Raw genomic sequence first — 24,692 nt, forward strand, 5'->3', positions numbered from 1 at the left:
CTATTTCAAAATCGGGATAATACAGATAAACTTAAATGGTTCTTCTCTGGTATTTTCAAAGCTATGCTCCTCTCCGGCTTGGATAAATATCGCATCCCCTTCCCTTAAATCAAACTCTTTATCTCTTCCCTTTAACTTTCCGAAACCACTCACCACAAATATCTCGTGTTCAAAATCGTGCTGATGGAATGGAATCTTTTCCCCTTTTCTTTTAATCTCAAATAAGCGCATGGCAAAGTTCTTTGCCCCATCCTTTTCCGAGATGAGCCACCTTAAAGTTGCCTCGGCTCCTGGTACCATTGGCTTCTCTTCTCTTACTTCGGAATAATGGCGAACCAGCATAAGAGATTATAAAAAGAAAATAACCCCTGTCAACTTGCCAAAATTTATTCCCTAATTTATAATTCCTTATGGACCTGGCAGAGAAGATAAAAGAGGCACCAACCCAACCTGGTGTCTATATCTTTAAGGATAAGCAGGGTAAGGCAATCTATATCGGTAAGGCAAGGAATTTAAGGGAGAGGTTAAAATCTTATCTTTCCCCTCCATTATCCCCAAGGCTGGAGACAATCCAAAGGAAGGCTTACGATTTAGATTTCATTGTCACCGACTCCGAAGTCTCCGCTTTGGTCTTAGAAGATAACCTAATCAAAATCAATAAGCCCCGGTATAATGTCCGGTTAAAGGACGATAAGAAATTCCCCTATCTCAAAATCACCATTAAAGAACAATACCCGAGAATCTATCCTACGAGAAACTTAAAACCAGATGGTTCAATCCTATTTGGTCCTTATACCTCAGCCCGTTCCTTAAAGACCGCCTTAAAGGCGGTAAAGAAGGTATTTAAAATTAGGACCTGTGCCAAGAAGATTCCTTCCGGAGAGAGACCTTGCCTCAACTACCAATTGCACCGCTGTTTGGCACCCTGCCAGGGAAATATCCCAGAAGATTTTTATCGGGAAAGGACCGAAGAGGTGATTGCCTTTTTGACCGGGAAATCGGACCGCTTGGAAAAGGAGATTGAGAAGAAGATGTGGGAGGCAGCGGAAAAGGAAAATTTTGAAAGGGCACAGGTTTTGCGCGACCAGTTATTTGCCTTACGGGAGATAAGAAAGAATCAGACCGTTGTCAGCAAAGATAGAAAGCGTAGGGATTTTATCGGCATCGCCCAGGAAGGAGAAACTGCCTGTGCGGTCATCTTTAAGGTCTCAGAAGGGAAATTGGCGGATAAAGAAGAATACATCTTTACCCTTCCCAAAGAGACTCCAAAAGAAGAGATTATTGAAACTATCCTCCGCTCCACTTATACCCATACCTATGATTTACCATCAGAGATTATCATCCCTTTTCCTATCCCCGAACCTCAGACCTTCCAAGCATTTATCTTAGAAAAGCGGGGGAGATTGATTAAAATTAAGGTAGCAAAAAAGGGGGAAAATAGAAAATTATTGAAGTTAGCCGAAGAGAATGCCTTAATTAAGTTAAAAGAATCTTTACCGAAGAAGCGAATTCCTCATCCCAATCAGGAATTGGCAAAATACTTAAATTTGCCCAAAATCCCTTTGCGCATTGAAGGGGTTGATATCTCAAATATCTCAGGAAAATATGCGACCGGCTCTATCGTTGTCTTTTTGGGTAATGAGCCAAAGAAGGATGAATATCGGAAGTTTCGGATTAAGACCCTCTCTTCTCCCAATGACTACGGAATGATGGAAGAGGTATTGAGAAGAAGGGTGAAGAGATTAGTTGAAGAGAAGAAACCCCTCCCGGATTTAGTTTTAGTTGATGGTGGCAAGGGACAATTGGGAGTGGCAAAGAAGGTCTATTCAGAAATTGATAAAGAAATTCCGGTTTTAGCCTTTGCCAAAAGGACTGATACCTTATACCTTCCTGACGGTCGGGAGGTTTCCATTCCGGCTTATTCTCCAGCCTTAAAACTCTTAAAGAGAATTCGGGATGCCGCCCATAACTTTGCCATTACCTATCATAAAAAATTAAGAAGCAAGGCGGTTAAGAAATCAATCTTGGACGAAATCCCCGGAATTGGAGAGAAGAGAAAGAAAGAACTCTTACTCTATTTTGGTAGTATAGAAAGGTTAAAGAGTGCAAGTATTGAAGATATTAAAAAGGTAAAGGGAATTGGCAAAACCTTCGCCGCAAAAATCTACGAGTATTTACACCGCTAAAAATATTAGGGATTTTTCTTTTCCTCATAATCCCAGATTAATGAGAGGAGGCGGCTTAAGGTTGATTTCAGTTCCTTTCTTGGCACAATCAGGTCAACAAAACCCTTCTCCAAGAGAAATTCTGCCTTCTGGAAACCTTCGGGTAGTTTCTCCTTTATCGTCTCGGCAATCACCCTCGGTCCGGTAAAACCGAGCATCGCCCCAGGCTCAGCGATAATTATATCGCCCAAAGAGGCAAAGGATGCCATCACCCCGGCATAGCAGGGGTTGACCAAAATTGAGATGTAAGGGATTCTCGCCTTATGGAGAAGGGTCAAATGAATTGCCGTATTTGCCATCTGCACCAAGGAGAACATCCCCTCCTGCATCCGGGCACCACCAGAAGTGGCAACAATAATTAAAGGTAGTCTCTCCTCCAAAGCCAATTTTATAGAACGGCAAACCTTCTCACCCACCACTACCCCCATACTTCCACCCATAAAATTAAAATCCATCGCCCCAAAAACTACTTCCTTATTATTAATCTTCCCTTTGGTATAGATATAACCTTCTTTCAGTCCAGACTTCTCTTCCGCCTCCACCAACTTCTCTTTATATTTCGGGAAGGTAAGGGGGTCAGAAGAAGTTAAGTTTGGGGAGAGGTCGGAATAAGTTAGGGGATTATCAAGGATGATGGAGAAATACTGTTTGGCACTAATCCGGAAATGATAGGCACAACGGGGACAGACATAAAAGTTTCTCTCAATCGTCTTTTTATAATGAATCTCCTTACAACTTTCACATCTCAACCAGAGGCCATCAGGATAGTCTAATTTGGTAGTCTTCATTCTTTAATTATTTGACCGGTGAAGATATAAATCTCGGTTCTCTTATCCTTCCAGGCCGATGGCTCAAGGCCGGCTTTCAAACAGGTGTGATTCAAAAATTGCTCCCGGTTCCAATTATTCTCAGTTGCCACTTGGGGCAAGAGAAGCCCAGAATAGAAACCCTTCCGGATATAAATCCCGTGTTTGCCAACAATAATCTCCTTCACATCGGAGATTCTTCTTAGGGGGGAGAGGACCGTAATCTCAATCTCAATGTCTTTCAACTCCTCAGGCCGCACCGGAGGAAATCTTGGGTCTTCGGTTGCGGAGTTAATCGTCATTGTTTTTACCGCCTTATATAATGGCTCCACCCCTTGGATATAACCGATGCAACCCCTCAAATCCCCTTTCTTTTTTAAGGTGACAAAGACCCCCCTCTTCTCTTTTAATTTTTCACTAAAAGGACTAAATTCTGGAACCTTCTCTCCTTTAATATATTTCTCCAAAGTCGTCCGGGCAATTTTTAATAACTCTTTACCATCTTCGGCGCTCAAATCTTTCTCCTCTTCCTCTTGGTAAAAGATAAAGGAGGCATAGCCAACACAATAACCACCCTTTATTCCCATCACCTCATTAGAATTGGTCCTTTTCAAGAGTTTTGCCTCTCTTATCCCCAATTCTTTAAGGGTCAAAAGGAGAGAGACCACCGGAAAACCACCGCAAGCCTGCGCCTCCTCAGAAATAAGGGCATCGTATAAACCCTTGGGGTCAAACCTCTCAATATAACCAATGGTTATCTTATCCCGGGCAAGACATTCCTCATAAGAATAGCCATGATAGAGGTCGGTTGAAGCCAAAAGTAAAACATTCTTATCCTTTATGATTTTTGCCAAATTTTTGGCAAAGGTCTCACACTCCTGCCAACTGGGGAAAAGCATCATAATCGGGAGAATCTTAAAATTCCTTAAAACCGTCTGCAAAAATGGGATCTGCACCTCTAAGGAATGTTCCCGGCTGTGAGCCGAAGGCATATCCTTGGCTAAGGGTATCTTCTCCATTATCTCCCTTGCCAAAGCCTCATCAATTTCCACTTCGCCCAGAGGGGTTTGCCATTTCCCCTGAGCATAAAGGGCAAAACCAGAAAAATTAGCCCCGTGGGAAGGACCAAGAAGGATTACCGTCTGATAGTCCCGCCCGGTAATTGCCTTATAGGCATAAGCGGCAACCTCTCCAGAATAATCGTAGCCAGCGTGGGGGACTAAAATTCCCCAAATCTTCCCTTCCCCTACTGGTGGTTGCGCCCGGTTGAGAAGGGAAGTAACCTTTTCTTTTAACTCCCCAAAATCCCCGGGATAAAACTGTCCCGCCACACAAGGTCTGCGCATCCTACCCTCCTTAGCACAGAATAGATACGGCACTAATAAGGCAAAGAAAAAGAGAAAAGAAGAGGTCTTCTTCTTTTGCCTTATTATCTGTGCCATTAGGAATCAAATACGCTCATCCCTTCAAAATTTTTTCTAAATGATTTTTCGCCTCCTTTAAGTCGGGGTTCAATTCTAAGGCACGGCGATACATCTCTTGCGCCTTATCCTTCTCATTTTTCATCTCAAAAATTAATCCCAGGGTATAAAGGACCCGGGCATCCAGTTTAATCGCCAGTGCCTTTTCTAATAACTTCTGTGCCTCATCGTAATTATTATTGAGGAAATAGAATTCCCCCTCCTCTAAAAGTTCACAAAAATATTCTTCTTTTGGTTTTTCCTCATCCTTCTTTTTCATAACTTACTCACCCTCTCTAAATCCTCATATTTACCCAAAAGGACCAAGATATCATTCTCCAAAACTTCATCATCCGCTCCCGGACCAATTATCACCTCCTCCTTAAAATCGGGCACCCCATTTTCGCTAAAAAATACCTTCTTTCTCCGGATGGCAATAACCGAAACCCGGTAATCCCGGCGGAGGTGGATATCTCGTAAGGGGCGGTTCCAAAACTCCTTTGGCGCCACCACTTCAACCACTGAATATTCGGGCGAGACCTCAATGATATCAAAGATCCGGGGGGAGGTGAAAGAACTGGCTAACCGGAGGGCGGTATCCTTCTCCGGATTGATAATCTTCGTCGCCCCTAACTTTTCTAAGATCTTGCCGTGGATAGGAATTATCTCCTTCACGATTATCTCCTTCACCCCCAGTTCTTTCAAAAGCATTGTGATTAAGATGGAAGAAGAGATATTCTGACCGACCGAGACGATAGCGCAGTCCACATCCCCAATTCCGGCATCCCTTAAAGCCTTTTCGTCGGTCGCATCCATCACAAAGGCTCCAGCCGCACTCTCAGCGAATTCGTTAATCTTTTCTTCGTTCTGGTCAATGATAATCACCTCAAAGCCCTTCTCAATTAAAGCCCTCGCAATCTGGGAACCAAACCTTCCCAGACCGATCACCGCAAAGGTCTTTGGCATATATTAAAGGTTAACGGAAAAGGGGATAAAGTCAAGTTGACTTTAATCTGATTTTTATTATTATATCTTATGTTTGCGATAGTAATCTTCCTTTGGGCAAGTGCTGGGTTTGAGTGGCTCGCCTTACCAACCAATGCCCGGGAGGCCGCCTTGGCTTATTCCGCTTTGCCTTCCCCCTTTTTCCCCGGCTTTATCTCCAATCCTGCCGGTAGCGCCGGTGACCTAATAAATATCAACTATACCAATTACCTGGCAGGCATCCAATATGGTTCGCTCTCTTACCTTAAATCTTCCTACGGCGGAAATCTCTCTTATTTCACTAGCGGGCAGATAAAAAAGATGTCCGAAACGGGTGAGAGTTTAGGTTATTTCTCACTATCTTCTTTCCTTTTAACCCTGACCGCTGCCAAAAAGGTTCTACCGCTCATTTCCATAGGCAGTAATCTCAAACTCCTTTATACCACCTGCGACACCTTCCATGTGACCGGCATCGGCTTTGACCTCGGAGGAATTCTTTCTCCTCCTCGGGCAAAACTTGGCTTTCTATTAAAAAATTTGGGCTTTGCCTTCAACCCATTCTCTCAGGAAAAGGATAAATTCCCCTTAACCATCCGCCTTGATGGTAGTTATCTCATCTTTAATAATCTGGAAATCTCTTCGGGATTAGAAAAATTTTCCACCTATCCCATCACCTTTAACCTTGGCTTGGAAGGCAATATCAAAGACCTCCTCTTTTTGCGGGCGAGTTATTCCTCATTAAAGAACGACTTAAAAATTAGCGGCAGCGATCTCTTAGCCAATTTTGCCTTTGGTCTCTCCTTAAAAAAATCACCCCTCCGTCTTGATTACTCCTTCTCTCCTTTTCCCAATTTAGGTAATACCCACTTCTTCTCTTTGACCTTTACCCGCTGATTTTTGCTAATGAAGAAGACCTTTGTTAAAGATCTAAAAAAGGATGAGGAGGTAGAGGATATCTTCTTCATCTTGAGCCGAAGCGAAAGGAAGACAAAAGAAGATAAACCTTTTCTCCATTTCCGCCTTCAGGATAAGACCGGCATTATTGGCGGTCGGGTATTTGAAGGGATTGAGCGTTACGCCGAAATCAAAGAGAAGACCTTTGCCTTAGTGAAAGGAAAAGTTGATGAATACCGAGATGAGTTAGGAATTATCATCAGGGAATTGAAACCGGTGGAGAAAGGAGAAATCAACCAGGAGGATTTTTTAAGAAAAAGCGAAAAGGATTTGGACCAGATGCTAAAGGAGTTGAAGGATTACTTCCCGACGATTGACCATCCTTTCCTTCGGCAGTTGTTAGAATCTTTCTTCTCCGATAGCGCCTTTTCGGAAAAGTTCAAATTGGCACCCGCGGCCAAGATGGCACATCAGGCTTATCTCGGGGGACTTTTAGAACACACCTTATCCGTAGTGAAAATCTGTTGGGCGGTAAGGGAAATCTACGCCACCGAACTAAACCTTCCCCTTCTTTTAACCGGTGCCATCCTCCACGATATCGGTAAGATTAGGGAATACGAATTTGATATTACCGTTGACATCTCAACCGAGGGGAGGTTAATTGGCCATATCATCCTGGGCTATGAGATGGTGAAAGAGAGGATAGAGAAAATTGAAGACTTCCCCGAAGAGTTAAAAAATAAACTTTTACATCTCATCCTCTCCTCCCACGGCGAGATTGATTATGGTTCTCCGGTGAAGCCCAAAATCCCTGAGGCAATCTTTCTTTACCACATTGATAACCTTGATGCCAAAATGGCGATGGTTCAGGATTTGAAAGAAGAGACGAAAAAAGAAGGAAAAGATTGGAGCAAATACCATCACTTATTAGAGACCCATATCTATTTTGGCTAAAGAGATTCCCTTTGAGCGTTTCCGGCGCCTCGCAGAAAAGTTAGGCTTAAAAATTGACGAATCCGCCCAAGAGAAATTTAAGACCTACCATTCCTTACTCTTAGAATGGGGAGGAAAGATAAACCTCTACTCCCAAAATGACCGGCAACGGCTCCTCTCCTACCACTTCTTAGATTCAATTTTACCCTTAAAACTTCTCCCCGAAGAGAAAGGGCTTCTATTAGCCGATATCGGTTCGGGTGCTGGTTTTCCGGCAATCCCAATTAAAATTATGCGACCGGACCTAAAACTCCTCCTCTTTGAAGCGAGGAAGAAAAAAGCGCTATTCCTCTTTTATGTGATAAAAACCATTAACCTTTCCGATACCACCGTGATTGATAGAAGGGTTGAAGATTGGGAAGGAGAGAAATTTGATATCGCTACGATTCGCCTTTTGGGTGATATCAAAGATACTATCCCCTTAATTGCCCCCCACCTAAAAGAGAAAGCGCAAATTTTCTTCTATAAAGGTAGCCAGTGGGAAAAAGAGTTAAAAGAGGGAGAAAGGGTTCTCAAAAAGTTTAACCTCTCTCTTTTAGAAACTCATACCTTCCACCTCTCCCACCTAAAACTAACCCGCCGGATTCTAATCTTGCAAAAGTAAAATCTACCCAAACTGGACCTTTTTGAAGAATAAAAAATTTTAACCAGGGGACAATTTCTAAATTTTTCCTTATTCCCTTTGTTAGCATTAAAAATAAGTAAATAAGTAACCGAAAATTAGTGATAAAAGAGCTACTAAGGAAATATAAATAATAAACACCTTTAAGCCAAATTCTTTTTTTATTAGGAGCATTGTCCCATAGCTTGTAATCGGACCCGTCATTAATAGCACCATACCGGCACCGATATTTAAACCTTGGTATAAAAAAACAGCTACCAGGGGAACAGAGGCGGTGGCACAGATATACATTAATAAACCAAAGATTATAGCAAATGGATAGCTATAAGGACCGCTCAGATACTTCTTAATTAAGATTCCAATCGGGGAAACAGTTGCGACAATCACTGCTAAGATTATCCCAATTATCAATTCCAATCCAATCTCTTTTGGTAAGTCAATAAAACTATATGTTAAAATAGAAATTAGTTTCTTTTTAAAACCTGTTTGGTGATGCATACGAAGAAGATAGGAAGCTTTTTCTTCGCACATCGGACAAAGATCGTTTTCGCCCCCTATCTTCTTTTCTACCTTTAAGAGATTACCAATAACTCCAATAATAATCCCCATAAGAATCACTGATAAACATAAATAAATCGTAAATTTTAGTCCAAGAAGTTGATAAGTTATTAAGATAGAGGAAATTGAGGTGGCAGGCGTTGTCACCAAAAATGCTAAAATTGAACCCAAAGGCATCCCTTTCTTCTTAAAACCAACTGCTACTGGTAAAGAGCCAAAACAACATAGAGGTAAAATAATCCCTATTAGAGATACCCTTAATAAGGTCCAGAAGTCCTTTTCCCCAAGATACTTATTTACTAAATTTTGAGGAATTAATTCATAAATAATTCCGCTTAATAAAAAACCTAATAAAAGGGAGGGAATGATCTCAAGGCCATACTGCTTTAAATTAAATAAAAATATTGAAATCATATCATCTTCCCGTCTCTTAGAATTATCTTCCTAACATTAAATTTGCTTATCAATTCCCAATTGTGAGTAACGACAATTAAAGTATATCCTTCTTTTGAAAGAGTTTCAAAGATTTTAAAGATATTGAACGCATTTTCCGAATCTAAATTTCCGGTTGGTTCATCAGCAAAGATGATTAAAGGTTCAATAATTAACGCCCGGGCGATTGCCACTCTTTGCATCTCTCCGCCACTTAATTGAGAAGGACGATGTTTTAGGCGGTGAATTAAAGAAAGTTTCTCGGTAATTTCATTGATCTTTTCTCGGTTAATTTTTTTCTTATTAAAATGAAAGGGTAAAATAATATTCTCATAAATAGTGAGATTAGGAAAAAGGAGAAAATTTTGAAAAATAAATCCAACATATTTACTTCTAATTTTTTGTAATTCCTTTTCTTTCATTAAAGAAATATCTTTATTTAAAAAGATTATTCTGCCACTGGTTGGTTTATCAAATCCACTCAATAGGTTTAATAAAGTTGTCTTTCCGGAGCCAGAAGGTCCCAGGACGCCAATAAGTTCTCCTTTTTTTATTGTCAAATCAATATCTTTTAAAGCCCATACCCTCTCTTCTCCTCTTAAATAAATTTTGTTTAATTTTTCCGTTTTGAGAATAATTTCATTATTCATCGCTACTCCTAATCGTTTCCATTGGTCTTAGACTGATTGCCTTTAAAATTGGATAGATACTCGCCAGAATAGCAATTGTTAAAGAATAAAGAAAGATGGTAGCAGCAATTTTCCAATCAAAATTAAATTCAATCTTTTTGGGGGAATGGGTAACAATTCCTTTGATAAAGGTTTCAATAAATTTGTTTCCGCTAATAGTTAAAACTATTCCTAAAAGAGCACCAAGAATTATTAATATTAAGGTTTCTAAAAAAAGTAATTTTATTATATCCCAGTTATTTGCACCAACCACTTTTAACAAACCAATTTCTCTCCTTCTTTCAAATACCGAAATTAACATTGTATTAATTACTCCTAAACTACTAATAAATAATGCTAAAATAATAATTGTAAAAATTAAAGAATTAGCTTGACCAATAAGGTTTAAAATGGTTCCCAAAACTTGCGTCATTGTCACAATTTGTAAATCTGGGATTTCTTCCAACTTTTTTATCACCCCATCGATCTTTTCTAAATCTTTTACTTTAATCCCGATCGCAGTTATTAGGTTCTCTTTGTTAAATATTCTTTGAACTTCTTTTAATGGCAGAAAATAAGAACCGTCATCTTGGCCACCGGTATATTCCAAAATGCCAACCACTTGGTAAACTTTATCAATCTTCCTAAAATAGATTTCGTCGCCAACAGCCAGTTTTTCTTGAAAAGCAACATCGCTTCCAACAATTATCTTGTCATTTTCGTTATTTTCAAAGAATCTTCCTTTAACCCTCCAATATTTTTTCACTTTTTGAAAACTTTCAATATCAACACCGTAAATAATGCTTATTCGGTCATCTTCCACCATTTGGGCAAGAAAAATTGGTGTAGCAATCTCTATCTCCGGTATCTTTTTAACAACCTCTAAATCTTCTTCTTTTAAATATTTAGGAATTATACCTCCGTGAACAATTAAAGAGGCTGCTTCGTAGGGGCAACCTTTGGGCACCGCTAACATATGAACGCCGAGGAGGTCAAGTTCCTTAAATAAAGAATTTTTGTATCCCTGATTGAAAGTTAATAAAGAAAAAAGTAAAAAAATAGCAATAGCGATACCGAAAATTGTGAGCAAAGTTCTTATTTTTCTTCTTAAAAGATTTTTAATAATCAAAATAAGCATATTATTTAAATTTTACCCCCTTACCGATAATTACCGGTTCGCCATTTTTTATTTCCAGTTTACCATAGACAATTACTTCTTTACCAATTCTCTGGGGGATAGCAAATTGAGAAGGCGCCAAATCCACATAGATTTGGCCAGTTTCGTCTTTAATAAAAAGCCAGCAACCGCTCCCACATTCGGCAACAATTTTACCGGTAATTAAAATATCTTTATTTTGATATTCTTTTGGCGAATTAAGTATCTCTTTAATCGGAATGGGCGAAAGGTTTTGGGGTATTTCTTTCCCGTATCTATCTTTCACTTTACAAGAAAGTAATAAAGTAATAATTAAAGGTATTAATTTCTTCATTTTTCCTCCCCTAAAATTTTATAAATAATTAACATCTTTTTCACGGAAAAAGCGATCGCCTTTGATGCCTTTTCAGCCTCTTTTATGGGTTTAATTGTTTTATTTATTTCAAGGGTATCTTGAAAACTTTTACCAATAAATTGGTTTAAAAAATTTTCACTTCGCAATTCTTTACTTTTTATCTCCCGGTCCCTTTGGATTAAAACTTTTTGAACTCTATTTAAAGTATCCAAACCAATAACTACTTCAATTGCTCCGTATTGCCCTTTTTCCGTATGGGTAAGAACTGTGCCAATTCTTTTTTTACCCAGAAAAATTTGATAAAAAGTGAATTCCGTCTCATCGGGATCTAATTCCTTATTAATAAATTTCTCAATTTTTTCTTTTTCTTTCTTATCATATCTTCTGATAATACTTTTATAACCTGTTGCCTTAGGGAAAATTTTTTTAATATCCTTATCCGGATTACGCCAGACACAAACACCAGCAAAAAGGATTTCGGTTGTTAGTAAAAATAAAGATACCTTTTTCATATTTTAAAATTCCCTTGGATTATCGGTCTAAATTCCTCTTTTAGCAAATAATTAACTCCTAATTTTAACTCTAAAAATTTCCAATTTTTTGTTAATTCCAAATTAAAATTATTCTTCTCCCAATACTTATAACCAAGTTTTGTTTCTAATTCCCAAATCGGAATAAAAGTGATTATTAAAAATACCCCCTTCGCTTTATTTAAAGCATAAACCAATTCACTTTTGAAATCAAAAATGAGATAAATAAAGTTGAGATCCAAGGCGATGAACTTCTCTTTCTCCTTTAAGAAAGTAACCCCTAATTTGCCTCTTTCTTTATCTAAGCCCAACCTCAAAGTAAAAATTGGATCTCTTAATTCCCAATCTTTAAAGGAATAATTAAAATCAAAAAGAAAATCTTCTATGTAACCCGAAAAAGAAGTGCCAATGTTTTTCTTATAACCTAAGGCATCTTCATATAAGGGTTGAAAAAGAATAAAATGAGTATCATAATATTTTAAAAGAGAAAAGGGAATATCAAATCGACCCATCTGCAAATTTAAATTTCCCATCGGACTTTTCAAGTAAAAATATTCATCCCCATAGTGATGCCAGAAATGGGAGCTAAAATTAGCGGTAAAAGGAATTTGAAAAAAGATTATCAGTCGGTCAAAATCTTCTCCCAAAACGAATCGGAAATCAATCTCCGAGCCGTGGAGATAAAGTTCTTTTTCCATACGCCAGGTAAAATAGCCATCAATTTCATAAGAAAAGTTAAACAATAAAAATAGTAAAATCATAAATATTTTAATATCTCTTTAATTATTAAAAATATCTCTCTTGGATTTTCTCCCAATATAACAAACAAAGGCTCTTTCCCTAAACCCGCCGTTTCATAAAATATTTGAGGGATCTCTTGGAACTTTTTGTAGAGATAAGCAATTTTCCAAGGCATTGATTCTTTATCTTTTGCTTGGTATTTTTCCGGTTCCCTTTTTCTCTCAATCACACCGATTTTTATCTTTCTTCCCTGAACCACCTTTTTAACTATTTTTAATATCTCTTTATCAAATTTAAAATTGATGGCGGAGCGATATCTTGGGTTATACTTTCTCACCATTAATAATAAACGAGCAAGATGATCAGAGGCACCAAATTTTATCCTTCCGGCAGGATAGGGTTTATTATTAACGATTGTTATCCGGCCATCGACCCCAGCAATATCTTTTATATTCTTCGCTTTCTTCTTAGCGTAAACAAAATTTGTTCTCACTTCTGGTATTAAAAGAGTAAACTTCTTTTCCCTTTTTAGTTTGTTGACCTGATTTTCTAATTCCTTTATCACATTCATAAAGTGCTAAAATAGGCATCCCAAAAGGGGTCCACTTTTACGGGCAGAAGTTTCTCTTCTTTTCCATCTTTTCTTATAAAAATCCGTTCTTTCTCAATCACCTCACCAATCTCCCAACCCAAAATTCCATTCTCTCTCAACTCATTTATTAAACCACCTACCTTTTCTTTTGCCACCGTAATCACCAATGTTCCTTCACTTATGGAAATTAAAGGGTCAATCTTAAAATAATCGCAAATCACTTTCACTTCTTCTAAAACGGGGATTTTCTCTTCATAAACTATTACCCCTGCCTTACTGGCTTCAGCAATCTCGTAGATTCCATTTAGCAGACCGCCCTCGGTAGCATCATGCATCGCATGGGCATACTTTCTGGAAATCAACGCGTCCTTCACCACTGTCATTTCCCAAATTAATCCCTTTGCCTTATCAATAAGTTCCCGGCCGATAACCTTTTTTAACTTTTCTTCTGCCTGATAGGCTAAAATCCCAGTCGCTTCAATTGCCGGACCTTTAGTAATCACTATCCTATCACCAATTTTAGCATTACTGGCTGGTGTCAACTCCTCCTTTTTTCCAATGCCAAATATCGTGCAACCACCATTTAGAGGGTAGGCGATTCCGGGATAAACGCCGGTATGCCCACCGATGATTGAAATCCCTAATTTCTCACATTCCGAAGAAACCTGTTGCCACACTGCTTCTAAGATTTTTATATCTGTCTTTGGGGGTAAAAGAAGCGAAATGGTCATATATTCCGGTTTTACCCCTAAAACTGCGACATCACTAGCACAAATATGAACAATTGCCCAACCGAAAAAGGGCATTATTACCGGCATACCAAAAGTTGGGTCACAAGCAACAACCATAACTTTTTTTTCGTCAATCTCTACTACCCCAGCGTCAACTCCATGCATCGGCTTGATAATTACTCTTCGATCAATTTTCCCTAAATTAGGGAAAATAATTCTCTTAAAAATATCGCGATCAATTTTCCCAATCTTTGGCAACATAATTACCCCTCCCTATTTATTAAATCTTTTAATGTCAATCGGTTAAGAATTTTTTTCCAATTTTCACTCAACAATTGCCATAATCCCCTCGCTTCACAATATTTTGCCCTCTTACAAACTTGGGGATTTACTACACAGTTAACTAAATAGATTTCCCCGTCAAGGGCCTTAAAAATATCTAACAATTTAATCTTATTTAGTTGATAAGAAAGCAAATACCCACCTTCCTTCCCCCTAACGCTCCTTACTAAACCAGCCCGTAAAAGAAGACTGATAATCTTTTCCGCATACTTAATGGGAATTTGCTCTCCTTTGGCAATTCTTCTCAACGGTATTGGGCCCTTTTGGTAATTTTTTCCCATATTCACCATCAATCGCAATCCGTAACGCAAAGTCGTCGTGGCTTTCATTTTCTACTATTCCTATCTAAATAGTATAATTAAAAGAGATAAAAAGTCAATAGGGTTCTTTCTCCATTTTAATTAAATTTGATTTTGGAGTAGATTTTCGGTAGAAGATATAATATCTCCTTTCAGGGGATTCATACCTTCCACCTCTCCCACCTGAAACTGACCCGCCGGATTCTAATCATCCAGAAAAACGGTTGACATTTTCTAAAGTTACCTTATAATAAAGATAATAAAATAAACTAAATAAATTTACTCGCCCTTCAAAAGGGAGGGGTTTATTTTTATAAAAAGGGGTATACCATACAGGGGATGGTATCGGAGGCTTAAAAAGGGGTTTAATAAGAGGCTTAATCAGAAATCTAATTAGGATGATAATAGAAGATATACAAGAGGGGATAATAAAGATGGTAATTAATGGGATAATTGGTGGTCTAATCTGAGAGGTAATAATAGGGATAATAGAAGGGATAAAAGAGGGTATAATTGAAAGGATAATTTGGGAGATAATTGAAGGTCTAAATGACCACTTAATTTCAAGTCTCTTTGGGATAATCTATAAAACTCTATCTCCCACCCGAAATCTATCCTTCAACTCCTGCTTCTTCCCTTTATTCCAGGCAGAGACCCGAGAGAAATAGCCGGTCACCCGGGTGGCATGGTCAACATTAGAGGATAGACAGTAGGGACATCTCTCCCTTAATCCCCGGGATGTGCGAAAACAATTATTACAAGTAGTAAATTCTGGGGAGAAGGCAATCTGGGCATTTCTCGTATCAAGGAATGTCTTCTTCACAAATTGGGCGATTGATTCCTTAGAAGGTCTCGCCTCACCGAGCCAGATATGGGTCAAAGCCCCAGCCTCAATCATATCGTGAAACTTCCCTTCTTTATAAACCCTCTCTAAGGGGGGGATGGGCTTACTGATATTAAGATAGGTGGAATTTGTGTAATAGACACTTCCGGAATGCAAATCTCCCTTCACCACCTTTTTCGCCTCTTTGGGAAAATCTTCTAAGTCAAGCCGGGCAAGGCGATAGGCAGTAGATTCCGCTGGTGTCTGCTCTAAGACAAAATGCATATTATACTCTCTTGCGTAGCGCTTCGCCTCCTGATTTAAGAAGGCGATAACCTTCAATCCGAACTTAAAAGCCTTCTCGTCTTCGTCCAATTCCTTTCCCAAATGGTATTGGACCATCTCGTTCAAACCGAGCATCCCGATAAGGTAAGTCACCCGATACATCCGAAGGTATGGTTCGCCATCCCTTTCCATTGCCAATAATGCCAATGGCCCGTTTTCTTTTAGGGCAAGGAGTTTTTCAATAAATTTCTTTTTGGCAAAATGCGCCTTAACCGCCAAGGAGAGAAGCCGGGATAGTTCACTGAATAACTTCTCATCGGAATGGCGCGCTAGGTAGGCAATCCGGGGTAAATTCAAGGTCACATTCTGTAAGGCACAATACCGCATCTTCCAGGGGGTTTGGGCATCCGCCAAATCTTTTGGTCCCAATTTGAAGGAGAGCCGACAGCATTCGGAAATCTTCGCGGTATTCCCCCGGTCAAAGACAAAATAGGTATTGCCCATTAGAGAAGCACATTCCGAGATATGGAGTAAAAACTTCTCACTATCCTTTTCTGAGAAGAAGTCGTCGGTGATATGAACTAAGGGCTTGGGGAAGAAGAAAGGTCTCTTCGTCCCATCCCCTTCCATATAAATATCAAAAATTGCCCAGAGGAACTTTTTCGCTAAATGGGCATAATCTTTATACTTCTTTCCAGTATACTTTCCCCCAGGTCCAATCGCCGGAGTATTAGCAAAATGCTTGGGTACTTCCCAATATAAATTCAAATCGGAAAAGATTGCCTGTCCTCCCCGCGCCACATTCTGCTGGGAATATTCAAAGATTAACATCTGAGCCAACTGATGGAGTTCTCTTTTGGACATCCCTTCTAAGAAAGGAGCAAAGAAGATATTGACCGCATCCCAACCAATCGCCCCGGCAAAGTGTCCCTGGAGGGCGCAGGAGAATTTTACCATATGGGCTAAAAGGGTTTCGGGATGTTTTGCCGGCCGGGCGATTGATAAGGCACCGGGCAAGGAAAGGCCAAACTTCTTCACAAACTCAATTGACTGTCCCGAGCAGTAAGGTCGGTTGATAAATCCTAAATCGTGGAGATGAATCTCCCCTTTACTATGTGCCTCTCCCACATCGCGCGGGAAGACAACCTCTAAGGCAAACTGCTTATTAATCGCTTCCGCTAAGGTTAAATTTATCGCTTCTGGGGAATGGGGAGTATTGGCATTCTCATTATTTCTTTCGGTCATTATCCGCTCCACATCATAAAGGGGTAGTCCGAGCCGGGCGTGCCTTCTCCTCACCTCCAAAAGACCCCTCTCAATCAATTTGGCATTGACCAATTCCCGAATCAAAGAAGTTGTTAGGGGCTTGACATTAGCGAGAAGGATAGTATCTTCCACCTCCCGGGCAATCTTCTCCGCTAATTCCTCCCCCAATTCGGTCTCCCGCACTAAAGCGGCAACAATCTTCTGCCGGTCCCAGGACTTTATCTCCTCTTCGGAGGTCTGAACAAATAGGGCAACATCGGTCGCCTCCCGGGCCAGTGCCCTCTTCTTTCTCAAAATCCTCCTCTTCTCTCGGTAGAGAATATAAGCCTTAGCGGTTTTGGCGTGTCCCTCTTCAATCAAAATTTTCTCCACCGCATCCTGAATCTCTTCTACCTCTGGGACACAATATCCCTTTTTCTGATAGAGATACTCAATCACCTTCTTGGTTAATCTCTCAGCCAATTTATAATTTCTTCCCCCAACCGCCTTTGCCGCCTTAAAAATTGCCTTAGTAATCTTTTCCGGATTAAACTCCTCAATCTTCTTATTCCTCTTTCGGACATAACGGAAATAGGGATAAACTATACCGGGTGGGGAAACGATTGACTTCTCAGCAATGGCAACTGAAGAATTATTTCTCCGTTCCATCTTTTCCTCCCATTTTTCTCTTTTTAATCTCTTGCAATTCCTCTTGGAATTGCTCAATATTCTCAAATTTTTTATAGACCGAGGCGAAACGGACATAGGCGACCTCATCTAATTTTAAGAGGCGCTCTAAGACCATCTCACCCAACTCCTTTGATTCAATTTCTAACTTATATTCATCCGCCAACTCCTTCTCAATAGAGTTAACCAGGTTCTCAACCATCTCCCGGGAGATTGGTCTTTTCCGACAGGCAAGAAGGATTCCTGAGATTAACTTATCCCTCTCATAAGGTTCGCGCCGGCCGTCACTCTTTACCACCATAATCGGCACCTCTTCAATATATTCAAAAGTAGTAAACCTTTTGCCACAGGAAGAACATTCCCGCCGGCGCCTAATCGCCTTACCATCTAAAACTACTCGAGAATCAATCACCTTATCTTCATCCATTCCGCAATTCGGACACTTCATCTTATCACCTATATTTTGTATTACCTTATATTATAATACAATATATTGAAAAGTCAATATCAATATATTGCGTCCTTTTTTATTTTAATACAAGATATTGGAAAGTCAGATTGGGTTAATTTTCCAGATTGTGAAGTGTTGCTCCGGTAAGAAATCAAAATCCTTTTCCAAAAGATATCCCGCCTCGCTCATTTCTTTTATTATTTTCTTCTTTGGCAGGTAATGCCTAAATAAACTACGAAAACTGAAAAACTTGCCTCTTTTATATTCAATGATCACCACCCGGCCATCCGCTCGGAGAAATTGTTTTAAGTTCTTAAAATATTCTATCCGGTTGGGCAGGTGGTGGGTAACATTCCGCATAAATATTAAATCTAAACTCTTTTCCGGTAAATCCAATTTATCCCCAACCAAGACCGGAGTTATATTATTCAAACCTTTCTCTTTGGTATTCTCTTCAATAAATTTTAAAAATTCTTGATTTATATCAAGGGCATAAACCCTTCCCTTTTCCCCAACTGTCTCGGCAAACCGAAAAGAAAAATAGCCGCCTCCCGCCCCAAGGTCCAACACAACTTGTCCGGGTTTTAACGCAATTGCCTCTAACACCTCATCCGGCTTATTTTTGAAATCTCCTGCCTTTCGGTTCAACTCTTGCGCCTTAAGACTTTTCATCTTTTATTTTAGTTAAAATAGATTAAAAAGCAAGAAGAAGTAAAAAACTATCACCGAGAAGAGAAATCTGTAAGAAATTTAACAATTTACAAAACAGTAAAGAGGAGGAAATTGAAACATCTCCGATATTGGGTGATTTAGGAAAGTCGGTTGGCTTCAAATTAGTTGATGTGATTGAACACGGCTTATCAAAAGCCGATAAGGGAAAGATTGGTGTAGAAGATATCCTCGTCTTCCAAAAATAAGAGGATAATCTGACATTTTCCCATTTCGGCTATTTTCGTCCCGGATTTTTCCAAATGATTTCCGATTTCTCTTTCCAACTTAACCCCTTGACAAACATTGGATTTTTTGTACCTTCCCTAAGAAAATATTTATGGCTGATTTAACATTTATCACTAAAGAGCCAAGTAAAAATCTCAAGGAAATTGGCCAACTTGTTTATCAACTTCATAATTTAACCGAGAAAGAAATAAAAATTGTTGAAGGATGTAGACTATGAACAGTAAAGCTAAATACTTCTATGTGATGGTAACAGATTGGGAAGACCATTGGGATAAAATAGATTATACTTATTATACAAAATCAATCATTCGCTTTGATGAATCCGAAATACAAAACGATGTACCAACACTCTTTGTAAAAAGAGACAAGAAAAGTAAAGAAATCCAACATATATTTAAAGGTTCAATTTCGGAAATAAAAAAAGAAGGGGGAAAAGTACATTTTAAAGTGAATAGGGAAAGAGAATTATTACTTAGCGAAGTACCTTCCAATATTCCTGTAGAGAGTGGGTGGTATAGGTATGAAGGAGATTTGGAAGAGCGTGAAGATTTATATCCACCGTTTTTTAGAAATCTCAGAACCACTGATAATTGGGAAGAGTTCGAAAATAAAGTATATTGGCTTTTAAAACTTATTGGGATTACAACGATAATCAAATATCCAAGAAAAAAGCAGGCAGGCTTACCGGACGGTATCTTTAAAATCAAGAATCTAGTTGTAATTTACGATGCGACATTGTCTGATACCGAAAACAAAAAAGAGCAGATATTAAATTATGTAAATCGCTTAAAGAGCGACCGATTAGAAGTGTCGGATAAAGAAAATTGGGATATAAGAAATTATTCAAGACAAGTTTGGTTAATTACGAGGAAAGAAAACACAAGAAAGGATAAAGTTGAGGAGAATGTCCAAGTAAAAATAGTATCCATTGATTCACTTTTAAAACTCTATAAAAAACGGCTAATAGAAATTGAAAAGGAAGAGGATTTAGCGGAACTCGTGAAAAAAATAGAGACTTTGTAAATTCTTGACGGATACGATGGATATACTCTTAATTTAAATTATTTTGGTGAGAAATGGTTTAATGTTAAAATCCGGCGAATAAAGAGTCTATTAAAAATAAATTTAGAAAGGTAAGGATAAAAAAGACATCTTCCAATTTTCACCTGAAAATATCAGATCGTATTGCAAAATTAACTCCCCGGGCAGGACTCGAACCTGCAACCTTGTGGTTAACAGCCACCTGCTCCACCGATTGAGCTACCGGGGAAGCAATCTATTATAAAAAATTATTATTAGGTGTCAAGGATTGGTCTGGATATAAAGGGTAAATTTATAATTTGGTTCGTTATGTTTTTTAAGTCTTAGCGTAATAAAACAAATTTCTTTACACTCCTGCCAAAACCAGTGCGCAAGAGAATTAAATAAAGCCCGGAAGCGCAGAAATTCCCTTTCTTATCTTTCCCGTCCCAAAAGAGTCCATAGTTTTCCAACTCTTCCTTTCCGGTATATCGCCCGGGTGGTATCTTCTTCCTTATCTCCTTCTCCATCACCAACTTTCCCCTAAGGTCATAAATCCGGATGTTCACAAAATAACTCAGATTCCGTAAAAGGATTGGAAAATAGACCTTCTCCTGTTTTCCCAAAATAAAAGGTTGGGGATAGATATCGCCAATCTCATCTTTCTCATAGGAAGGAAGGGTTGAAGGATAGACTTTTAATAAGGAATCAATATTGGGAATACCATAGCCAAAGATGGAATCGGGAGTATTCCGACTGGCAGTGGAAAATAAGGCATTTCTTAAACTGTCAACATTCCAATTGGGATGGGCTTCTAATGCCAAAGCACAGAGACCGGCAACCAAGGCGGTAGCCGCGGAAGTACCGGTTGAGTATTCATAATAGCCATCGGCATAGGGACAGGCAACAATCGCATCAACGGATAGGGCAACCAAATCCGGTTTTATCCGACCATCAACCGTTGGGCCGGTGCCGCTTCCCGACCAAGGGGTAGAATCCCTCTTTATCCCCCCAATCGTTAAGACACCTTCTGCATCACCCGGAGCAACGAGATAGGTTTTAGGCCAGGGATGGGTTAAAGAATCCCTTCCCCGATTGCCCATCGCGGTGACGATTACCAAACCCCGCTTGGCAGCGATACCTGCGGCAATTGAGGTGACCGCTGTTTTGCCATCAAAATCGCTATCGGTATACCAGCCCCGATAACCCAAGGAACTTGAGATGATATCCGCGCCGTTCGCCTCTGCCCATTCCAAACCCTTCACCCAATTATCTTCTTCAATTAGAAACTCGTAATTGATTCCGGTCTTGGTTGCCAGTTTCTCGGTCTTTGCCACAATCAATTGACAACCCGGAGCGACGCCAATCAGATTCCCTCTTGAATAACCGGCAATCAGAGAAGCCATCCTCGTTCCGTGGTGAGGTTGCTCCGCATAATCCTCACCCGGTTCGTAGTCGGTATCATCATCCCCTTTCTTTTGGTAAGAAATTAAAATATCGCCCTTATAATTTAAGATATTGGGTGAATAGAGAAAACCAGAAGTATCAATAGGCAAAACTGACCAATCTTCCCAATTAGAAGATTTACAAAATTCAATCTTTCCCTCTCGTTCCAAAAGGAGATAAAGGGTATCAGAATAAGAGAAGGAGAAATCACCTAACCAAGAAAGATTCTCTAAGATTATCTTCTCTTCCTCCCAATTTCCTAAAAGGTATTTCTTAAAAAGAAGAGATTGTAAAGGGATTGGTGAATATCTCTTGGCAAAGAGGAGAATTGTCTCCCCGAGAGCGTATCCTCTAATCTGAGAGCAGTTTTCAGAGAAAGGAGAAGTTCTTTCTGTAAAGGTATTACCATTATCTTCGGAATGGAAATAGTAGACCTTACCCGTTTTTAAGCCTAAGGCGAAGAGGTGAATATTAGAACCATTCGCCACACCAGTAAATTCCTTCACCTTTTCCGGAATAATACCTACTAATCTCGCATCCTGCCAAATGACGGAATCCGCTAAATTTTCACCGACCTTTATCTTAATTACCGAATCGGGATTGGTGAAGAAGAGGAATACCTTTTCGCCATTAGAGAGAATAAATGGCTTTCTTCCATTTTCTACACTCCGGACCGGTTTTAATATCCCATTTTCAAAATAACCAAAGAAGATATTAAGATTTCTCCTTTCGTCATAATCCGCTCCTTGCAGGGTAAAAAAGGTCCGGAGGTAATTGCCATAGGTAAGGCTTAGGTCGTGAAGGACAACATTGGGCAAATCAATCATCCCCGGAAGACTCCAACTATATCCATTGAAGAAGGAATAGAAGAGAGCCCTTTTCGGATAGTTGAGGTAAAGGGTATCGGCAATAAAGAGAAGGATGGGTAGCGTATCGCCGGTAGAAAGAAAGAGATAACCAATCTCCGGGTCTTCAATCTGCTTAAAGTTCTTTATCCGGGTCGTCTCGGGTAGAAAATCTCTGCTTCTTTTAGCAAAATAGAAATCGGAACCAGCCAAAAAGTCATGCTCCTTAAAGACCTTTAGATTTTCAACCGCACTGTGCACCGTTGTATCCTCTGGACCAGACCTTTTCCTTTTCAATCCGGTATCCAAAATCCCAATCTTCACATTGGAACCATAGATCCCCTTTTCGTGCGCCTTATTTATCCCGAGCATCGCAATCTGCTGATAGGACATCCCGTAGATGACACTATCATCTCCTAAGACCCTTTCTCCTTCCTGAATAGAGAATGTCTTCATCGCCACCGGTTTAATATCATAGACAAAGGGTAAAGAATAGATTTCGGGTAAGATTGATTTATCAATCTCAAAACTTGCCGCATTGAGCCAATTGGAGATATTCCTTAGTCTGCCACCCCGGGCGACAATCTCATTGATATATCCTTCAAAGACCGGTAGGTCAAAGAAGTTATAAGGTTCACCCATCCTTTGGAGTCTCTTTTCCAATACCTCAATTGGTAAATCACAAGAGAAATTTTCTAAAATCTTTTCGTATTCTCTCTCGGTCCGAAAACCTTTATCGGTGAAGAAGACCCAAACCAGATTATTAGGAATTTCGGGCAAAGAGCTCTTTATCGGCTCCCGGTAAAAAGGGAAGGCAAAGAGATAAAGAGGGAAAAGAAAAAAGATTTTCATCTTTTCTCCCTAAATCCTTGGGGTAAAAAGTCTTGACATTTGGGTAATGCCGCTCACAAGCATCGCAATGAGAAAGATAAGGCAGATGACGATGTTGATGATCCCCAAGATGAGACAGATTTTGCCAATCCTTTTGGCAGAGGGAGTCTTCCCAGCGTTTTGCAGGATGAGTCCAAAGATGATGCCGAATAAGGGATAGATTAAAGACATAATATAAAAGATGGTGACGGAGTATAAATAGATGACATCAATGAAGGCATTTATCCTTTCGGTATCAAACTTCTTCTCTTCCACAACCTTTTCCGTTTCGTTCATTTTATCTTATACCCCGCGCAGGAGTTGAACCTGCAACCCACGGATTAAGAATCCGTTGCTCTGCCAATTGAGCTAGCGGGGCAAATGCGCCCGGCGCGACTCGAACGCGCAGCCTACGGGTTCGAAGCCCGGCGCTCTCTCCAATTGAGCTACGGGCGCCAGGGTGAGTGACGGGATTTGAACCCGCAACCACTGGAGCCACAGTCCAGCGCTCTACCATTGAGCTACACTCACCACCTGCGCGCCTGGAGGGATTCGAACCCCCGGCCGTCGGATTAGAAATCCGATGCTCTATCCAACTGAGCTACAGGCGCATCGGGGAGACTGGATTTGAACCAGCGACCCCCGCGTCCCAAGCGCGGTGCGCTATCCGGGCTGCGCTACTCCCCGTTTCTTTATCATAACCAATTCTTCTCTTGTGTCAAGGAGTCCCTAAAATAGAAATTAGGGACAAAAACTATCTCGCAATCACTAACTTCTTCTCTTCTTGGAAATCCTTTCCTTTGATCCGGAAAAGATAGACCCCCGCCGGTAGTTCTTTTAACCGAAAACAACCATCCTTTCTTCTTTCTGAATATACCAATTTCCCAAAGTGATTATAAACTCTTAGTTCTACCATCTCTCCTTTTGCCAGACAATTGACCTCTATCCCATCTCTACTCGGATTGGGCAGAAAAGACAATTGTCCTCTCCCCTTCTTAATACCCTCTCGAATATCGGTTCCTCCGGTCCATTTCACCACTGCTCGGATATTCCAATTACGGTCGGTCCAAAAAGGTGGGTCGGTCAATTGGTGCCAGAGGGTTTCTAAGGTCGGGATAGAAATAAATCCGCCCCGGGTTGGTACAATTGGTCCTAAGTCAAGGGTTAGGGGATAATAGTTTGCCGAATGCCAGACGGTAATTGTTGTCCAGAAGTCCCTGCCCGCAGGAACGATAACCGGTCGGGGAAGATTGGCGCGCTTCCAGACATATTGCCCACCACTATTGGTGCGAAAGGAATCAATGATTGGTCCGGGTTGCAATTCGGTCCTTTGGTCTCTAATATAAACAATCGCTAAGTCTGCGGGGTCGGTGAGATAGAATAATACCGCCAGGATGATTAAACTCTCCGGCGCGGTAAACCGAACCCCACCGGCATAACAGTAAGTTCCTCTAATGTTAACTCCCCGGTCGGGCTCCGCATCATAATGAAGGGTCTCTTCATCTTCGGAAAAGTCATTCGGCCCGAGAAGATATTCATCCGGAGTGAGGAAAGAAATTGGTAAAGAGTAAGACGAACTGAGATGCAAAACCTTCTCTTTTTCCACTCCCTGGGCATTGAAAACCAACCCCAAGAGAAAGAAAAGGGTGATTAAATTTCTTATCATATCTCCCCC

The 24,692-nt window shown here is 40.1% G+C and carries 26 protein-coding genes and 6 tRNA genes; 5 read left to right on the forward strand and 27 right to left on the reverse strand.

Annotated features, from left to right (window positions below; translation table 11 throughout):
- The gene (locus ABIL00_03265) at nt 1–342 is read right to left on the reverse strand and encodes a cupin domain-containing protein (protein MEO0109784.1); all 342 of its coding nucleotides are present in this window, start codon (nt 340–342) and stop codon (nt 1–3) included.
- Between the two features lie 68 nt (nt 343–410).
- On the opposite strand from ABIL00_03265, the gene uvrC reads away from it, so the two are divergent.
- Entirely contained in the window at nt 411–2,186 is a 1,776-nt protein-coding gene (gene uvrC, locus ABIL00_03270) for an excinuclease ABC subunit UvrC (GenBank protein MEO0109785.1), read from the forward strand.
- Between the two features lie 5 nt (nt 2,187–2,191).
- On the opposite strand, the gene accD is transcribed toward uvrC, so the two are convergent.
- The 4 genes from accD to ABIL00_03290 are packed head-to-tail and all read right to left on the reverse strand — an operon-like array spanning nt 2,192 to nt 5,457.
- Nucleotides 2,192–3,013, reverse strand: a complete 822-nt coding sequence (accD, locus tag ABIL00_03275; protein ID MEO0109786.1) for an acetyl-CoA carboxylase, carboxyltransferase subunit beta — start codon at nt 3,011–3,013, stop codon at nt 2,192–2,194.
- Nucleotides 3,010–4,473 (reverse strand): AmmeMemoRadiSam system protein B, encoded by a 1,464-nt coding sequence (gene amrB, locus ABIL00_03280; GenBank protein MEO0109787.1) that lies wholly within the window; start codon nt 4,471–4,473, stop codon nt 3,010–3,012. The genes accD and amrB overlap by 4 nt, the downstream gene beginning before the upstream one ends.
- Nucleotides 4,474–4,489: 16 nt before the next feature.
- On the reverse strand, nt 4,490–4,771 hold the full coding sequence (locus ABIL00_03285) for a tetratricopeptide repeat protein (protein MEO0109788.1): 282 nt from the start codon (nt 4,769–4,771) through the stop codon (nt 4,490–4,492).
- The gene (locus ABIL00_03290; GenBank protein ID MEO0109789.1) at nt 4,768–5,457 is read right to left on the reverse strand and encodes a TrkA family potassium uptake protein; all 690 of its coding nucleotides are present in this window, start codon (nt 5,455–5,457) and stop codon (nt 4,768–4,770) included. The genes ABIL00_03285 and ABIL00_03290 overlap by 4 nt, the downstream gene beginning before the upstream one ends.
- A gap of 69 nt (nt 5,458–5,526) precedes the next feature.
- Between ABIL00_03290 and ABIL00_03295 the strand changes: the two genes are divergently transcribed.
- Genes ABIL00_03295 through rsmG form a run of 3 tightly spaced genes read left to right on the forward strand, consistent with a single transcriptional unit; the run spans nt 5,527 to nt 7,966 of the window.
- A complete protein-coding gene (locus tag ABIL00_03295; protein ID MEO0109790.1) occupies nt 5,527–6,369 on the forward strand; it encodes a hypothetical protein in 843 nt (280 codons plus the stop codon).
- A gap of 9 nt (nt 6,370–6,378) precedes the next feature.
- Complete coding sequence (locus ABIL00_03300) at nt 6,379–7,323, forward strand: HD domain-containing protein (protein MEO0109791.1); 945 nt, start codon at nt 6,379–6,381, stop codon at nt 7,321–7,323.
- Nucleotides 7,316–7,966 (forward strand): 16S rRNA (guanine(527)-N(7))-methyltransferase RsmG, encoded by a 651-nt coding sequence (rsmG, locus tag ABIL00_03305; GenBank protein ID MEO0109792.1) that lies wholly within the window; start codon nt 7,316–7,318, stop codon nt 7,964–7,966. Before ABIL00_03300 ends, rsmG begins: the two co-directional genes overlap by 8 nt.
- Before the next feature lie 87 nt (nt 7,967–8,053).
- On the opposite strand, the gene ABIL00_03310 is transcribed toward rsmG, so the two are convergent.
- The 13 genes from ABIL00_03310 to ABIL00_03370 all read right to left on the reverse strand — a co-directional run bounded on the left by ABIL00_03310 (nt 8,054) and on the right by ABIL00_03370 (nt 18,874).
- The gene (locus ABIL00_03310; GenBank protein ID MEO0109793.1) at nt 8,054–8,956 is read right to left on the reverse strand and encodes a permease; all 903 of its coding nucleotides are present in this window, start codon (nt 8,954–8,956) and stop codon (nt 8,054–8,056) included.
- Nucleotides 8,953–9,624, reverse strand: coding sequence for an ABC transporter ATP-binding protein (locus ABIL00_03315; protein ID MEO0109794.1), 672 nt, complete (start codon nt 9,622–9,624; stop codon nt 8,953–8,955). The genes ABIL00_03310 and ABIL00_03315 overlap by 4 nt, the downstream gene beginning before the upstream one ends.
- Entirely contained in the window at nt 9,617–10,780 is a 1,164-nt protein-coding gene (locus ABIL00_03320; GenBank protein ID MEO0109795.1) for an FtsX-like permease family protein, read from the reverse strand. Before ABIL00_03320 ends, ABIL00_03315 begins: the two co-directional genes overlap by 8 nt.
- A gap of 1 nt (nt 10,781) precedes the next feature.
- On the reverse strand, nt 10,782–11,132 hold the full coding sequence (locus ABIL00_03325; protein ID MEO0109796.1) for a hypothetical protein: 351 nt from the start codon (nt 11,130–11,132) through the stop codon (nt 10,782–10,784).
- On the reverse strand, nt 11,129–11,665 hold the full coding sequence (locus ABIL00_03330; protein MEO0109797.1) for a hypothetical protein: 537 nt from the start codon (nt 11,663–11,665) through the stop codon (nt 11,129–11,131). Before ABIL00_03330 ends, ABIL00_03325 begins: the two co-directional genes overlap by 4 nt.
- Complete coding sequence (locus tag ABIL00_03335; GenBank protein MEO0109798.1) at nt 11,662–12,444, reverse strand: hypothetical protein; 783 nt, start codon at nt 12,442–12,444, stop codon at nt 11,662–11,664. Before ABIL00_03335 ends, ABIL00_03330 begins: the two co-directional genes overlap by 4 nt.
- Nucleotides 12,441–12,995, reverse strand: coding sequence for a thiamine-phosphate synthase family protein (locus ABIL00_03340; protein MEO0109799.1), 555 nt, complete (start codon nt 12,993–12,995; stop codon nt 12,441–12,443). Before ABIL00_03340 ends, ABIL00_03335 begins: the two co-directional genes overlap by 4 nt.
- The gene (locus ABIL00_03345) at nt 12,992–14,008 is read right to left on the reverse strand and encodes an AIR synthase family protein (GenBank protein ID MEO0109800.1); all 1,017 of its coding nucleotides are present in this window, start codon (nt 14,006–14,008) and stop codon (nt 12,992–12,994) included. The genes ABIL00_03340 and ABIL00_03345 overlap by 4 nt, the downstream gene beginning before the upstream one ends.
- Before the next feature lie 2 nt (nt 14,009–14,010).
- Entirely contained in the window at nt 14,011–14,418 is a 408-nt protein-coding gene (locus ABIL00_03350; protein MEO0109801.1) for an Rrf2 family transcriptional regulator, read from the reverse strand.
- Between the two features lie 553 nt (nt 14,419–14,971).
- The gene (gene nrdD, locus ABIL00_03355) at nt 14,972–17,410 is read right to left on the reverse strand and encodes an anaerobic ribonucleoside-triphosphate reductase (protein MEO0109802.1); all 2,439 of its coding nucleotides are present in this window, start codon (nt 17,408–17,410) and stop codon (nt 14,972–14,974) included.
- The gene (gene nrdR / locus ABIL00_03360; protein MEO0109803.1) at nt 17,394–17,876 is read right to left on the reverse strand and encodes a transcriptional regulator NrdR; all 483 of its coding nucleotides are present in this window, start codon (nt 17,874–17,876) and stop codon (nt 17,394–17,396) included. Before nrdR ends, nrdD begins: the two co-directional genes overlap by 17 nt.
- A gap of 105 nt (nt 17,877–17,981) precedes the next feature.
- Complete coding sequence (locus ABIL00_03365) at nt 17,982–18,551, reverse strand: methyltransferase domain-containing protein (GenBank protein MEO0109804.1); 570 nt, start codon at nt 18,549–18,551, stop codon at nt 17,982–17,984.
- A 188-nt stretch (nt 18,552–18,739) separates the two neighbouring features.
- A complete protein-coding gene (locus ABIL00_03370; GenBank protein MEO0109805.1) occupies nt 18,740–18,874 on the reverse strand; it encodes a hypothetical protein in 135 nt (44 codons plus the stop codon).
- Nucleotides 18,875–19,049: 175 nt separating this feature from the next.
- Between ABIL00_03370 and ABIL00_03375 the strand changes: the two genes are divergently transcribed.
- The gene (locus tag ABIL00_03375; protein MEO0109806.1) at nt 19,050–19,859 is read left to right on the forward strand and encodes a hypothetical protein; all 810 of its coding nucleotides are present in this window, start codon (nt 19,050–19,052) and stop codon (nt 19,857–19,859) included.
- A 174-nt stretch (nt 19,860–20,033) separates the two neighbouring features.
- Here the strand turns inward: ABIL00_03375 and ABIL00_03380 are convergent.
- The 9 genes from ABIL00_03380 to ABIL00_03420 all read right to left on the reverse strand — a co-directional run bounded on the left by ABIL00_03380 (nt 20,034) and on the right by ABIL00_03420 (nt 24,683).
- Nucleotides 20,034–20,106 (reverse strand) — tRNA-Asn (locus ABIL00_03380).
- Between the two features lie 94 nt (nt 20,107–20,200).
- Nucleotides 20,201–22,999 (reverse strand): S8 family serine peptidase, encoded by a 2,799-nt coding sequence (locus ABIL00_03385; protein ID MEO0109807.1) that lies wholly within the window; start codon nt 22,997–22,999, stop codon nt 20,201–20,203.
- Nucleotides 23,000–23,008: 9 nt separating this feature from the next.
- Nucleotides 23,009–23,314, reverse strand: a complete 306-nt coding sequence (locus ABIL00_03390; GenBank protein MEO0109808.1) for a hypothetical protein — start codon at nt 23,312–23,314, stop codon at nt 23,009–23,011.
- Nucleotides 23,315–23,323: 9 nt separating this feature from the next.
- Nucleotides 23,324–23,396: transfer RNA gene (locus tag ABIL00_03395), tRNA-Lys, on the reverse strand.
- 3 nt (nt 23,397–23,399) lie between these two features.
- A tRNA-Arg gene (locus ABIL00_03400) sits at nt 23,400–23,473 on the reverse strand.
- 3 nt (nt 23,474–23,476) lie between these two features.
- Nucleotides 23,477–23,548, reverse strand: a tRNA-His gene (locus tag ABIL00_03405).
- A gap of 6 nt (nt 23,549–23,554) precedes the next feature.
- Nucleotides 23,555–23,628: transfer RNA gene (locus tag ABIL00_03410), tRNA-Arg, on the reverse strand.
- 1 nt (nt 23,629) lies between these two features.
- Nucleotides 23,630–23,704 (reverse strand) — tRNA-Pro (locus tag ABIL00_03415).
- A 67-nt stretch (nt 23,705–23,771) separates the two neighbouring features.
- Nucleotides 23,772–24,683: a T9SS type A sorting domain-containing protein gene (locus ABIL00_03420; GenBank protein ID MEO0109809.1), complete on the reverse strand. Its 912-nt coding sequence runs from the start codon at nt 24,681–24,683 to the stop codon at nt 23,772–23,774.
- Nucleotides 24,684–24,692 lie beyond the last annotated feature (9 nt).

This window comes from candidate division WOR-3 bacterium (genome assembly GCA_039801905.1).
GTDB lineage: Bacteria > Hydrothermota > Tepidihabitantia > Tepidihabitantales > JBDRVQ01 > JBDRVQ01.